General features: G+C 68.2%; 14 protein-coding genes. All 14 read right to left on the reverse strand.

Features of this window, described 5'->3' with window-relative positions; genetic code table 11:
* Position 1 precedes the first annotated feature (1 nt).
* Complete coding sequence (locus ACFWP0_RS11615) at positions 2–802, reverse strand: polysaccharide deacetylase family protein (RefSeq protein WP_377842128.1); 801 nt, start codon at positions 800–802, stop codon at positions 2–4.
* Complete coding sequence (locus ACFWP0_RS11620) at positions 786–1,766, reverse strand: YncE family protein (RefSeq protein WP_377842129.1); 981 nt, start codon at positions 1,764–1,766, stop codon at positions 786–788. The genes ACFWP0_RS11615 and ACFWP0_RS11620 overlap by 17 nt, the downstream gene beginning before the upstream one ends.
* A gap of 174 nt (positions 1,767–1,940) precedes the next feature.
* Positions 1,941–2,789 carry a DUF2950 family protein gene (locus tag ACFWP0_RS11625; protein WP_377842130.1) on the reverse strand — a complete coding sequence of 283 codons (849 nt, stop codon included), beginning with the start codon at positions 2,787–2,789 and terminating at the stop codon, positions 1,941–1,943.
* Positions 2,790–2,812: 23 nt separating this feature from the next.
* The gene (locus tag ACFWP0_RS11630) at positions 2,813–4,303 is read right to left on the reverse strand and encodes a DUF3300 domain-containing protein (RefSeq protein WP_377842131.1); all 1,491 of its coding nucleotides are present in this window, start codon (positions 4,301–4,303) and stop codon (positions 2,813–2,815) included.
* 131 nt (positions 4,304–4,434) lie between these two features.
* The gene (locus ACFWP0_RS11635; protein ID WP_006227327.1) at positions 4,435–4,650 is read right to left on the reverse strand and encodes a molybdopterin-binding protein; all 216 of its coding nucleotides are present in this window, start codon (positions 4,648–4,650) and stop codon (positions 4,435–4,437) included.
* A 64-nt stretch (positions 4,651–4,714) separates the two neighbouring features.
* Positions 4,715–5,614, reverse strand: coding sequence for an ATP-binding cassette domain-containing protein (locus tag ACFWP0_RS11640; protein ID WP_377842133.1), 900 nt, complete (start codon positions 5,612–5,614; stop codon positions 4,715–4,717).
* A 35-nt stretch (positions 5,615–5,649) separates the two neighbouring features.
* Complete coding sequence (locus ACFWP0_RS11645) at positions 5,650–6,477, reverse strand: MetQ/NlpA family ABC transporter substrate-binding protein (RefSeq protein ID WP_377842134.1); 828 nt, start codon at positions 6,475–6,477, stop codon at positions 5,650–5,652.
* 16 nt (positions 6,478–6,493) lie between these two features.
* Positions 6,494–7,156, reverse strand: a complete 663-nt coding sequence (locus tag ACFWP0_RS11650; protein WP_377842136.1) for a methionine ABC transporter permease — start codon at positions 7,154–7,156, stop codon at positions 6,494–6,496.
* On the reverse strand, positions 7,156–7,965 hold the full coding sequence (locus ACFWP0_RS11655; RefSeq protein WP_377842138.1) for a methionine ABC transporter ATP-binding protein: 810 nt from the start codon (positions 7,963–7,965) through the stop codon (positions 7,156–7,158). The genes ACFWP0_RS11650 and ACFWP0_RS11655 overlap by 1 nt, the downstream gene beginning before the upstream one ends.
* Positions 7,966–7,975: 10 nt before the next feature.
* Positions 7,976–9,217: an acyl-CoA dehydrogenase family protein gene (locus ACFWP0_RS11660; protein WP_377842139.1), complete on the reverse strand. Its 1,242-nt coding sequence runs from the start codon at positions 9,215–9,217 to the stop codon at positions 7,976–7,978.
* Entirely contained in the window at positions 9,217–10,020 is an 804-nt protein-coding gene (locus tag ACFWP0_RS11665; RefSeq protein WP_377842141.1) for an ABC transporter permease subunit, read from the reverse strand. Before ACFWP0_RS11665 ends, ACFWP0_RS11660 begins: the two co-directional genes overlap by 1 nt.
* Positions 10,020–11,192, reverse strand: coding sequence for an FMNH2-dependent alkanesulfonate monooxygenase (gene ssuD, locus ACFWP0_RS11670; protein ID WP_377842142.1), 1,173 nt, complete (start codon positions 11,190–11,192; stop codon positions 10,020–10,022). The genes ACFWP0_RS11665 and ssuD overlap by 1 nt, the downstream gene beginning before the upstream one ends.
* 14 nt (positions 11,193–11,206) lie before the next feature.
* Entirely contained in the window at positions 11,207–11,800 is a 594-nt protein-coding gene (ssuE, locus tag ACFWP0_RS11675; protein WP_377842144.1) for an NADPH-dependent FMN reductase, read from the reverse strand.
* Positions 11,801–11,822: 22 nt separating this feature from the next.
* On the reverse strand, positions 11,823–12,623 hold the full coding sequence (locus tag ACFWP0_RS11680) for a MetQ/NlpA family ABC transporter substrate-binding protein (protein ID WP_377842146.1): 801 nt from the start codon (positions 12,621–12,623) through the stop codon (positions 11,823–11,825).
* Between the last annotated feature and the right edge of the window lie 821 nt (positions 12,624–13,444).

The raw sequence follows: 13,444 nt of genomic DNA on the forward strand, positions 1-13,444 counted from the left end.
TTCAATGATGCGTGGAAATCCAGTCGCGGTAGGCCGGATGGGTGTTCAAGGTAGCGAAACAATAGCCCTTGCGCTGCAAACCTTCAATCAGCGGTTCCAGCACGGCCGGCGCCCAGGGGTCCTGGCGCGACCAGATGCCCAGGTGGGCCAGCAGGATGTCGCCGGGCTTGATGTTGCGCAGCGCCTGGTCCAGCAGCTTGGCGTTGGGGTATTTGTCGCTGGGCAGCTCGTCGCCCAGGAAGCCGGCGGGCGCCCAGCCCACGTGCTCGAAGCCGCAGGCCTTGGCCGCCTTCAGCAAGGCGGGCGAGGTCTTGCCGCCCGGCGCGCGATAGAGCGGCAGCATGTTCTGCCCCGTCATCTGGTGAAAACGGGTGACGGAACGCTTGATCTCGGCGCAGTACTGTTCGGCGGTCCATTCAGCGCGCTTGCCGGCGTCCGGGCCGGCGCTGGGCTTCACGCGGAACTTGCCGCCCGGCAGGTCGCCCTGCCAATAGACGTGGTCGTAGGTGTGCGAGCCGAAGGCATGGCCTTCGGCCGCGCGCGCCTTCCACCACGGCGCCCACACGTCGTCCAGGCTGGAGCCCTCGGTCAGCGTGCGTTCGTTGGCCAGGAAGAAGGTGGCCTTGACGTGGTGGCGGGCCAGCACGTCGGCGATCAGCGGCGCCACGCCCATATGGCCCGTGTCGAAGGTCAGGTAGACGGGCTTGTCGCAGGAGGCGGGCGCGGCTCCGACGGTCGAGGCGGCCATCGCCAGGCATAGCGCCATGGCGTAGGGGCTGCTGCTCCTATCGCGTAGGCGCATGGTTCAGCGTCCAGACGCCGTGGGGGGACTTGCCCACCGTTACTTGGTTGACGACCTTCTTCTGCTCCAGGTCCACCACGGTGAGCTTGCGGGCCCAGCGCGAGGTGACCAGCAGCGTCTTGCCGTCGGCCAGCACGTCCATGCAATCGGGGCCGCCCGGCACCGGGAAGGTGTCGGTGACGGCGAGCGTCTGCAGGTCGATGCGGCTGATGGAGTTGGCGGTGCGGTTGCTGACGAACAGGTGGCGGTGGTCGCCCTGCGCGCGGAAGGCGTGCGCGCCCGCGGCGGTCGGGATGCGCTTGACCAGCTTGGCCGGGCCGTTGCTGACGTCGTAGGCCTCGACGTAGGAATCGCCGGTCAAGGCCACCAGCAGGGTCTTCTGGTCGGGCGTCAGGAACACGTCGGCGGGCGTCTTGCCCACCGGCACCGTCCACTTCGGCGTCTGCGTGGCGAGGTCGATGGCGATCAGCTGATCGCTGTCCTGCAAGGTCACGTAGGCCGTCGTGCTGTGCTTGTCGATCATGATGTGGCTGGGCGTCTTGCCGGCCGGAATGCGCTTGACCAGCTTCAGGTCAAAGCCCTTTTCCAGCGGTTTCCAGGCATAGATGTCGATGTGGTCCAGGCGGTTGGCCGCCGTGACGAACCACTTCATGTCCGGCGAGAACTGGAGCTGGTAGGGATCGACGATGCCGGTCAGCGTGCGCTGCACTTCGCCGGTCTTGGGATCCATCAGAGTGATCGAGTCGCCCGTGGCGTTGGCCACCATGAGCGACTTTTCGTCGGGCGTCAGGTACAGGTGATGCGGCTCCTTGCCCGTGGGTACGCGCCGCAGTTCCTTGTAGGTGGCCGGATCGATGATGCTGACGTTGGCGTCCAGGGAGTTCAGGACAAAAATCGGGGCTGATGCCGCCGCCGCGCTAAGCGCCATCCCTGCGCCCAACAGGGCGCAGCGGACAAAATGCATGGGGTTCAATTTCTAGGTCCGGCAAAGGAGAATCGGGCAGGGTCCCGGTGCTCGCCATTTTAGGCACAGCCGCCTGACAAAAAGGGCCACGGCGCAGGCTTTGTCGACAAACGCGCACGCCTGTTGCGACCTCGCAACAGGCATGCGCCGGTCACGCCATTCGACCCCGAAAAATCATTTGGCGCCAACGGGTTGCGCGTCGGCGGCGACCCAGCTCCCGGCCGTGATATCGCGTTCGCGCAGCGCCGCCGCGCGCGTCGCGGAGGAAGGGCCAAGATCGGCCTCCAGCACGCCGCCCTCGGGGCCGACGACAAAGGATGCGATGCCTGTCTGTCCGTAGCGGGCCGGCCAGGCGACGATGCGGTACGAATTATCCTGCACGCCGGGAATCACCTTGTAGCGATAGCCGAAGTACGCGTCGTCCAACGGCACGTCCGGCCCCATCGCCAAGGCGTCCGGGCCAAAGGCCTGCGGCGGGGCGTCCGGCAGTTCAGGCCAGTACAGGCCGTCGCGTTCGCCCGGCCGGCTGACCAGGCGGCTCGCATAGCGCCCCTGGCCCACGCCCTGCTGGTAGCTGGCCTGGGCGGCCCGAAGCTTTTCCAGGGTTTCAATGGCGGCGAGCTCGTTGCGGTCGATGGCGCGGCGGCGGATTTCCGCTTTGCCCGCCGCCGGATCGAAGCGCCATCCCTGGCCGGCACGCACGATCGGAACGGGCAGCGTCCATCCGGAGTCGCCGACCGCCACCCAGGAGCGGCCGCCGTCGGCCACGATATCGTGCTTGCGCACCCAGGCCGCGAGATACCGGTAGATATCCTCCTGGTCCACGCCGCCTGGCACGATCTGCCGGTGGTTGGGGCCCAGCACCTTGGCCAGGGCCTCGATGTCATTCGTGGCCAGCGCGTCGGTGAACGCTTGCGCGGCCGCCTGGGCGCTGGGATACACGCTCTGCGCCATGGCGGGGACCGCGGCGCCGAGCGCAAGCACCGACGCGGCGCAAAGCGCGCGTAAACGAGCAATCGTCATATGAACTCCGTTGTCCATGGTGCTTATCTCCGGCCGCCGAAACCTCCGCCCCCGCCCCGGCCGCCGCCGCCCCCGCCCCGATGGGGAGCGCTTGCGCCGCCTCCGCGATGCGGCGCGCTCGCGCCGGTGCTGCGAGTGGAAGCGCCGCCCCGGTTCAATTCGCCGCGCTGGTTCTGCTGCCGCATGCGGTCGCCGTCGCCCGCGCCGCTCAGCGCGCTGTGGCTGTTGGACGCGCGGGCCCGGTCGCGCGCCGCGGATTCGTCGGCGCGCTGGCGTTGGGCCGCGGCCTGCCGGTCCTGCGTGGAGACGCTGGATGCGCGGTCGCCGCCGGGCCGGTCTTGTGTGGACGCGCCGGCCGCGCGCCCTTGCGCCCTGTCCTGGGTGGAGACGCTGGACGAACGGTCGCGGGCGCCCTGTCCGCCCTGCGCCCCTTGGCCCTGCCCCCGGCCCGTGGCGCCTTCGCCCCGGCCCGCGCCCTGCCCGCGCGCCCCGCCCGCGCCGGTGTGGCCGGCGATGGGCTGCCCGGTCCGCCCTTCGAAGGACTGGGCCGCGCGTTCTCGGGCGGCGTCGCGCGAGCCGGCTGCCGGCGCCGCGCCGGCCGCCCGCCCTCCCTGACCCGCGGCCTGGGAACGGCTCTGCACGCCCGCCTGCCGCTGGCTGTCGAAGCGCTGGCGGCTGGCCTGGTCCGCATAGGGCGCATTGCCGCGATTGGCGGCATTGTGCTGCCACGTGGACCGGTTATTGGTGACGTTGTTGCGGTCGATGCGGTTGTTGACGTTGATGTTGTTGTAGCGGTCGACGTCGATATCGATGTCGCCATGTCCCCAATTGGCGTCGCCCCACATGGAGTTGATCGCGGCGACCCCCAGGCCGAATCCGATGCCGGCGACCAGCGAGGTCGCGAACATCGACCCCGGCGGCGGCGGATAGTAGTAAGGGGGATAGGAGGGATAGGCCCACGCCCCATAGACCACGGTGGGGTTGTAGCTGGGCACGTAGACCACCTGCGGGTCCGCGGGTTCGATCACCACGACGGTCTTTTCGTTTTGGGTCGTGGTTTTCACCGTCTGCTGCGGCGTGCTCTTCAGGTTGCCTGCCTTCTGGGCCTGCGTGCGCAGCCGCTGGACGGAATCCATGACGCCGTCGGGCTGCGCCAGGAAGGCGTCCCCGACGGATTTAACCCAGTTCGGCTCGCGGCCCAGCATGTCCATGACCGACGGGAAGGCGACCAGCGACTTGACGCTGGGATCCCAGGATTCGCCCTCGACCGCCTTGACGGCGTCGTCGCCGGATTGCGTGGCGTGCGCGGCCGACCATTTGGCGGCTGCCGCGATGTCGTCCGGATAGGTGGATCCCATGAGGATCTGCGACAGCAGCGCATCCGGGTACAGCGCCACCGGCGCCATCAACTGGTCCAGTTGCGCGTTGGTCAGCTTGGTCTGCGCAGCGGCGGGGAAGCAGACCGCCAGCCCCAGGCACAACAAACCGATGAACCACTCTTGCAGTCGCCGCATTTCCGTTCTCCGTTCGCAAAGCATGTAACTACAAGCCAGGAGGGAACCGCCGGATATCGCAGGGACAATATATGCCTAACGCCGGCGGTTTGGAAGCGCCGGCGCAGTGCGTCTTTCCTACGCCTTCCAGCCTACAGCTTGGCCACGGAAACTTCGGTCGCCTTGACGAAGGCCAGGACTTCGGTGCCCACCTGCAGGTCCAGCTCCTTGACGGAACGCGTGGTGATCACCGAGGTGACGATGCCGGCGGGCGTGTCCACGTCCACCTCGGACACCACCGGGCCCAGGATGATTTCCTTGATCTTGCCGCGGAACTGGTTGCGGGCGTTGATGGATTGAATGCTCATGGTCTTGCTCCTGAAGTAATGGGCGGCGCCGTGGCGCCGGGTTGTGGATAGCGGCCGCGCGGCGTCAGACCGCGAGCTTCAAATGCCGGATCTGGATGACGGGCGCCAGTGGCCTGTCCAGATCCGGCGGGTCTTCCTGGCGCAGCGCCGCGCGCAGCACGCGCGCCTCCAGCGCGGCAAAGGCCGCCGAGCCGCGCGCGCGCGGCCGCGCCAGATCCACGCGTTCGTCCAGCACGATGCCGCCCTCGTCCATCACGAGGATGCGGTCCGCGACCGCCACGGCCTCGCCCGCGTCGTGCGTGGCCAGCACAGCCGTGAAGCCCTGCCGGCGCCAGACGTCTTCCAGCAGCCGCTGTGTTTCGATCCGCGTCAGCGCATCCAGCCCTTTGAACGGCTCGTCCAGCAACAGCAGCCCCGGGGAATGCGCCAATGCCCGGGCCAGCGCGGCGCGCTGGCGCTGCGCCTCGGACAGCTGCGCGGGCCAATCGCCGCCGTGCTCGCCCAGGCCCACCTGCCGCAGCGCAGCAAGCGCCTGCGCCTTGCCCGGCAAACCGAGGGCCACGTTATGCAGCACGCGCTTCCAGGGAAGCAGCCGCGCGTCCGGCAGCAACAGGCGCACGCGGCTGTCGGACGCCCACTGCGGGAAGTTGTCGAACAGCACGGGCGAACGGGCCGGCGCGCCGCCCTGCTCGCCGCTGGGCGATTCCTGGCCGGCCAGCAGGCGCAGCAAGATGCTCTTGCCGCTGCCGCCGCGCCCGACCACGGCCACGAACTCGCCGGCCGCAATCTCCAGGTCCAGCGCCTGCAGCGCGACGCGGTCGCCGTAGCACTTGGCCAGCTTGCGCAAGGTCACGCGCAGCGCAACCTGGCGTTCGGCGCCGTCGGCGGGACCGGTGTCCGGCTCGGTGCGCCCGGGCACGTCCAGGTGCTGCAACAGCTCGAACTCGTTGGGATGGATGAACATGGCCGCGGCCTCCGCGCTGATGCCGGCGGGCAGCCCTAGCGGGCCGCCTCCAGTTTCTGCTGATAGTCGGTCTTCACGAAACCGGCGAACGACTGCTCGGTGACCGCCAGGAACTCGCGCGACGCATAGGCCGCCGCGATGTCCTTCACATAGGGCTTGTCGCGGTCCGCGGTGCGCACGGCGACGAGGTTCTGGTAGGTGGGCGTGGTTTTCTCCAGCGCCAGCGCCTCGGTCAGCTTCAGGCCCGAGGCCAGCGCGAAGTTGCCGTTCACGAACGAGTAGTCCGTGTCCTCGAGCGAGCGGGGCAACTGCGCCGCCTCCAGCGGGATCAGCTTTATCTTCTTCACATTGAGCGCCACGTCCTTCTCGGACGCCTGCAGGGGGTCATAGCCTGCGCGCAGCTTCACCCAGCCCAGCTCCTCCAGCACGACCAGCGCGCGCGCCTGGTTGGTGGGGTCGTTGGGCACCGCCACGCTCACGCCGTCGGGCGCCGCGGCCACGCTCTTGTACTTCTTGCTGTAGATGGCGATGGGCGCGGTGGGCACCTTCACCAGCTCGGAAAGTTCAAGCTTGTTCTTGGCCGCGAAGTTCTTCAGGTACACGACGTGCTGGAACGCGTTGGCGTCCAGCGCGCCCTGCGCCAGCGCGAAGTTGGGCTGCACATAGTCGTTGAACTCGACGATCTTGACCGTGTAGCCCTGCTTTTCCAGGATGGGCTTGATGCCCAGCTTGATCTGGTCGCTGTAGGGGCCGGCCGTTGCGCCGAAGACGATTTCCTTCTTGGCGGGATCGGCCGCGTGGGCGGCGCCCGACAGCGCCAGCACGGCCAGCGCCGCGCTCAGGATATTGCGGGAGTATGTCATGGGGAGTCCTTGGAGTTCAGCGTTTGTCGATGCGTCGCGCGACGGTGTTGCCGGCGAACTGGATGATCTGCACCAGCACGACGAGCAGCGCCACGGTCAGCACCATCACGTCGGTCTGGAAGCGGTAGTAGCCATAGCGGATGGCCAGGTCGCCGATGCCGCCGCCGCCCACCACCCCGGCCACGGCCGAATACGACAGGAAGCTGACGGCCAGCACCGTCAAGGCCAGCACCAGGCCGGATCGCGCCTCGACCAGCAGCACCCGGCGCACGATCTGCAATTCGGACGCGCCGGCCGCATGCGCCGCCTCGATCACGCCGCGCGGCACTTCGCGCAGGCACTGCTCCACCAGCCGGGCGAAGTAGGGAATGGCCGCGAAGGACAGCGGCACGGCCGCCGCAACCGGCCCGATCGACGTGCCGGCGATCGCCCGCGTGAACGGCACCAGCGCCACCAGCAGGATGATGAAGGGGAAGGAGCGCACCGTGTTCACCGTCCAGCTCAGCAGGCGATGCGCCACCGGACGGTCCAGCGACTGCCCCGGCCCGGTCAGGAACACCAGCACGCCCAGCGGTCCGCCCAGCAGGACGGACGCCGCCAGCGCGATAGCCAGCATCAGGAAGGTCTGCCCGACGGCCACGCCCAGCTCGGGCAGCAACTGCACAAAGGTATCCAGCATTACGCGACCTCTTCATAGGGATGGGTGGCTTCGCGGATCAGTTCGCGGCCCAGCGCCGAGGACAGGTGCACGTTGGCGCCGGCGATCTCGGCCTGCTCCAGCACCTGGCCGTTCTCCATCACCGCCACATGGCGGCACAGGGCCCGCACCACCGCCAGCTCATGCGTCACGATCACGATGGTCACGCCCAGGCGCTTGTTGATGTCGCGCAGCACGCTCAGCACCGAGCGCGTGGTCTCCGGGTCCAGCGCGGACGTGGGCTCGTCGCACAGCAGCACGGCCGGCTCGCTGGCCAGGGCGCGCGCAATCGCCACGCGCTGCTTCTGGCCGCCGGACAACTGCGCGGGATGGCTGGCGGTCTTGTCCGTCAGCCCCACGATCTCCAGGCATTCGCGCACGCGCGCGGCAATCCGTTCCCCGCTGCGCCCGCCGTGCACGCGCAACGGAAATGCGACGTTCTCGAACACGGTCTCGTTCTGCAGCAGGTTGAACTGCTGAAAGATCATGCCGATATTCTGGCGCGCGGAGCGCAGGCCGCGCTTGGACAGCGCGGTCAGCTCGGTGCCGGCAACCCGCACCTGCCCGTCGTCCGGACGCTCCAGCAGATTGATCAGGCGCAGCAACGTGGACTTGCCCGCGCCGCTCTTGCCGATGATGCCGAAGGTGTCGCCGGCCCGGATCGACAGCGACACATTGCGCACGGCGTCAAAGCGCCCGGCGCGGGTCGCGAATGACTTGCTCACCGCGTCCAGGCGGATCACCGGCTGCGGCACGGCGGGAATGTCGGACAAGAGGGAAATATCGGTCATCGCGGGGCCATCAGGAATAGGCGGTGGGTTCGGGAACCTGGTCCAGGAGCGCATAGCGCCCCAGGTCGCGGATCTTGTAGGCAACCGGGTCGTGCAGGGTATGCACGCGGGCGTTGCGCCAGTAGCGGTCCAGCCCGTAGCGCGCCGCGGTGGAGCTGGCGCCGGTCACGTCGAACAGTTCCGATCCCACCGCCAGCGCGGCGCGATGCGCCAGCACCTTGGCCTGCGCGCCCGCCACCGCCACCTCGCCGCGCTCATCGGCGGTGACGGACGGCCCGCGGGCCAGCGCCGCGTCCAGCTTCAGTCCGGCATGATCGGCCAGCGCCTGGGCGGCCTCTACGCGCAGCCAGAATTCGCCGAACCGCTCCTGCACATAGGGATCGTCCGCATGCCGCTGCACGCCTGCCGCGAACCACGGCCTGGCGTCCTCGCGGACATAGCGGCGCGCTTCCTGGAATGCGCCGCGGGCGATGCCCAGGTAAAGATTGGTCATGATCAGCTGCGCCACCTGCGAACGCAGCGTGGACCGCGCGGTGGGCGCGGCCCCCGGCGCCTGCAGCACCTGTATGGCTTCCAGGCGGACGTGGTCAAAGCGCACGGTGCCGCTGTCCGTCTGGCGCTGGCCAAAGGAATCCCAGTCGGGATTCACCGTGATGCCTTCCGCGCGCGTGGGCAGGGCCGCGATCAGCGCGGTGCCGGACGGCTTGTGCCAGGCAGAAAATGTCAGCACATCCGACCCGACCGAACCGGAGCTGAAGCTCTTTACGCCGTCGATGCGATACCCGTCCAGTTCAGCCCGGGCAATGACCCGGCGGTCCAGGGGATTCAAGGCATTGCCCCAGAACAACTGGCGCTCGACGGTGGGCTGCAGAAAATACGCCTGCTGCTCGGGCGTCCCGTACAACAGCACGCCCGCGACCTGCAGATGATGAAAACCGAACACGTGGGCCAGCGCGCTGTCGACCTCGGCCAGCTTGCGCACCGCGGCCAGCACCGCCGACCAGCTTGCCCCCGCGCCGCCGTAGGCGGTGGGCACCGACAGCTTCAACAAGCCGCTGGCGCGGATCAGTTCGCGCTCGGCGGCGGCATGCCCGCCTTGGCGGTCGCGCTCGATGGCGGTGGCGGCCAGCTGCGCCGCCAAGGTTTCGAGCGCGCCGGACGAGCCGGCGGCGCGGGCCGGCGCGGCGCCCGCGCGCCCGGCCCCGGCGTCATCGCCCAAGCGCGCTTCCTGCGAGGGTGGGATCTTGGCCATCAATGGATTCCTGAAAGAAGTTCTGGACGGTGGGCCGGGCTCCAGCGCAGCAGGCGGCGCTCCAGCGCGGCGGTCAAGGCATCGGACGCCTTGCTCAATGCGGCGTACAGCGCGATGCCCAACAGCAGCGCGTCGGCGCGCGGCGGCTCGCCGGCAGGCAGCGCCAGGCGACCGATGCCGGAAGGGGCGGCAAGGAGTTCCAGCGCGGCGAGGACCAGCCACGCCAGGCCCAGCGCCTGTCGCAAGCCCGCCAGGACGGACGGCAATGCGCCGGGCAGGATCACGTCGCGGTACAGCGGCCATCCGCGCAAGCCGCAGGACCGGCCCGTCTCGATCAGCGCCGGGTCCACCGCCCGGATGCCGCGAACGGTATGGAGGTAGACAGGAAAGAACGCGGCCAAGGACAGCAGCGCCAGCCGGGCGATTTCTTCAGCGCCGACCCACAGCAGGATCAGCGGCGCGAACGCCAGCACGGGAACCGCGGCAAGCGCACGCAGGATGTCGTCCGCCCGCGCAGCGGCCTGGCGAACCATTCCGTTGAGCACGCCCAGGACCAGCCCCGCCGCCCCGCCCAGCAACAGGCCCGACAGCGCGCGCTCAATGCTGATGCGCGCGTATTGCCAGAGCTCGCCGGACTGCGCCAGCGTGGCCGCGGCTACGAACACGGCCGATGGCGCGGGCAACAGGAGCGAGGGCAGCCAGCCGACCCGGGCGGCCAGCTCCCACAGGGCCAGGACCAGCAGGGGCGCGATCCAGCGCGCGATCCTCGCGTCCGGTGCGCCTGGGTGGCGAGCGGCGCCCATCAGCTTGCCGATTCCTTGGGCACCAGCTCGGTCGCCATGACTTCGCCAAAGGGGCCGGTCAGCACGGTGCTGCCCGGCTTGCGCTCGCCCTTTCCAGGCAGCAGCGGGAACACCAGTTCGGCAAAGCGGTACGACTCTTCCAGGTGCGGATAGCCGGAGAAGATGAAGGTCTCGATGCCCAGGTCCGCGTACTCCTGGATGCGATCGGCCACGGTCCGCGGATCGCCCACCAGCGCGGTGCCGGCGCCGCCGCGCACCAGGCCCACGCCCGCCCACAGGTTCGGCGAGATCTCCAGATGCGAACGCCCGCCCTTGCCGTCGCCGAGCTTGCCGCCATGCAGGGCCGCCATGCGGCGCTGCCCTTCCGAATCCATCTTGGCGAACGCGGCCTGCGCGGCGCGCACGGCGTCTTCGCTGAGATGGCTGATCAGTTCGTCGGCCGCCGCCCAGGCGGCCTCCTCGGTTTCGCGCACGATGACGTGCAGGCGGATGCCAAAGCGCACGCTGCGGCCATGGCGGGCCGCGCGTTCACGCACGTCGGCGATCTTCCTGGCGACCGCGTCGGGCGGTTCGCCCCAGGTCAGGTACACGTCCAGCTGCTCGGCGGCCAGTTCATGGGCGGCCTCCGACGACCCGCCGAAGTACAGCGGCGGATAGGGCTTTTGCACCGGCGGATAGATCACCTTGCCACCCTTGGACACCAGTTGCTCGCCTTCAAAGCTGAAGCCCTCGGCCTGGTGGCTGTTCTCCAGGATGCCGCGCCAGATCTTGAGATAGTCCGCCGTGATGGCGTAGCGCTCGTCGTGGCTGGCGAAGACGCCGTCGCCTTCCAGCTCGCCCGGATCGCCGCCGGTCACCACGTTGACCAGCAAGCGTCCTTCCGACAGGCGGTCGAAGGTGGCGGCCATGCGGGCCGAAACCTGCGGCGAGCTGACGCCGGGGCGGATCGCCACCAGGAACTTGAGCTGGCGCGTGACGCCGATCAGGCTGGAGGCCACCACCCACGCGTCTTCGCAGGACCGACCCGTGGGCAGCAGCACGCCGTCATAGCCCAGCGTGTCGGCGGCCACCGCGACCTGGCGGAAGTAGTCGTAGCTGGCGGCGCGCGCGCCCCGGCTGGTGCCGAGATAGCGCGAATCGCCGTGGGTGGGAATGAACCAGAAAACATCCATGGGATAACTCCAGGTCAGACGCTGAAGCCGCCCGCTAGCGCGAGTCGGCCCAGGTCGTAGGCTTCGTTGACGGCGGCGCCGCGCGGCAGCACCTGTTCGGACAGGCGGTCCACGGAGTCTTCCAGCCGCTGGCGCACGTCGTCGTCGATGTCGGCCAGGCCCAGCTCGCCCACGCGCACCTGCTTGTCGGTGGCATAGACGCCCGCCAGGATGTGGCGCGCGCCCAGCGCGGACAGGACGGGCTTCAGGCCGTACTCCAGCGCCAGCAGATGCGCGGGACTGCCGCCGGTGGCGATGGGCAGCACCACCTTGCCCGCCAGCGCTTTTTCGTCCAGCAGGTCCAGCACCGCCTTCAGGCCGCCGGAGAACGAGGCCTTGTAGACGGGCGTGGAGATCAGCACCGCATCGGCCGCCGCCACCCGCGCGCGCAACGCTCCCGCGGCCGCGCCCGTGTAGTGGCCTTCGATCAGTTCTTCGGCCGGGATGTCGCGCAGGCCCAGCTCGCTGATTCCCAGGCCTCGGGACCGCAGGATCTGCGCGGCGTGGCGCAACAGGGCCGAGGAACGGGAACGCTGCGACGGGCTGCCCGCCAAGGTAAGAATGCTCATGATGATTCGCCGGGGCCGTGCGTTAGAAAGCGGGAACGAGCGAACCCTTGAATTCGCGCTCGATGTAGGCGCGCACTTCGGGCGACTGGTAGGCGGAAACCAGCTTCTTCACCCAGGGCTGGTCGCGGTCCTTGGCGCGCACGGCGATCAGGTTGGCGTAGGGACCGTCGGCCGCCTCGCGCCCGATGGCGTCGCGCGCGGGCACCAGGCCGGCCTGTTCGGCATAGTCGTTGTTGATGGAGGCGGCGGTCAGGTCATCCAGCGAACGCGGCAACTGCGCGGCGTCCAGCGCCACCAGCTTGAGCTTGCGCGGGTTGGACACCACGTCCAGCGGCGTCGCGTTGTTTTTCTGTTCGGCCTCGGGCTTGAGGGTGATGAGCTTGTAGGCCGCAAGCAGCCGCAGCGCGCGGTTGCCGTTGGAGGGATCGTTCTGGATGCCTACCGATGCGCCTTCGGGCAGCTCATCCAGCGATTTGACCTTGCGGGAGTAGAAGCCGAGCGGGGCGGTGACGGTCAGGCCGACCGGAACGATGTCAAAGCCGCGTGCCTTGATCTGGTTGTCCAGGAAGGGCTTGTGCTGGAAGGCGTTGGCGTCGAGGTCGCCGGCGTTCAGCGCGGCGTTGGGGAGCTGGTAGTCGTTGAACTTGACGAGCTTGATCTGCAGTCCGTCTCGTGCGGCGACTTTCTGCACGATGTCGAAGATCTTCTCGGCGGTGCCTACGGAGATGCCGACGGTGATCGAAGACTTGTCCTGCGCGTGGGCGCCGGCGGTGAATGCGAACGCGAGCGCGGCGGTGGAGAGCAAACGGCGAAGCGAGGACATGGGGTCGGTTCCGTTGGGGTGATTTTTTGTAGACGAGTTGATTCTGGCATCGCGGGTTCGGGTCTAAAAATACTTAGTCGATATGAGGTTATGTGGGGGGAGGGGTTTGGGTTCTTTTGGAAATATGCGGGGGATTGCTTTTGGGTGGTTTGGCTTGATGGCGTTGGTTCTTAAGGCGCCTGGCGTGACGGGGGCCTGGGGCGGGCGGGGTTCTTAAGGTTCTCGCAACGGGTGGGGTGGTGGTGGATCTTGCGGGGCGCGCCCCCGGCCGGCGCGGGCGGCCTTTTGGGACTTACGCTTCATCTTGCGTCGTGATGATGGCGCTTCGCGTGTGGCTGCGTTGGGTTTGCGCTTTTGCCGTGTTTTTTGGGCTTATGGAAGATCAGAATAGGTGTCTGACACCCATGAGACGGCGGCGAAAGCTGGAGATCGTCTCCACGGGTGTCAGACACCGGCAGAGCAAGCAGATGCCGTCTGACCAGGATCTGATGCCGATGAGACGCCGAACTAGGTGTCTGACACCCATGAAACGGCGGCTCAAGCTGAAGATCGTCCCTCACGGGTGTCAGACACCGGCAGAGCAGTGACAGGCCCAAAATTTTCGGCCCGCCACCAATCGCCATTTCAACTCCAGTGCACGATGGGCGCCGGGCGACCTACGAAGAACGATCGAACGAACGCGAACTAGGTGTCTGACACCCATGAAACGGTGGCTCAAGCTGAACATCGTCCCTCACGGGTGTCAGACACCGGCAGAGCAGTGACAGGCCCAAAATTTTCGGCCCGCCACCAATCGCCATTTCAACTCCAGTGCACGATGG

This window comes from Achromobacter sp. NPDC058515, from assembly GCF_042721735.1.
Lineage (GTDB): Bacteria > Pseudomonadota > Gammaproteobacteria > Burkholderiales > Burkholderiaceae_B > Achromobacter.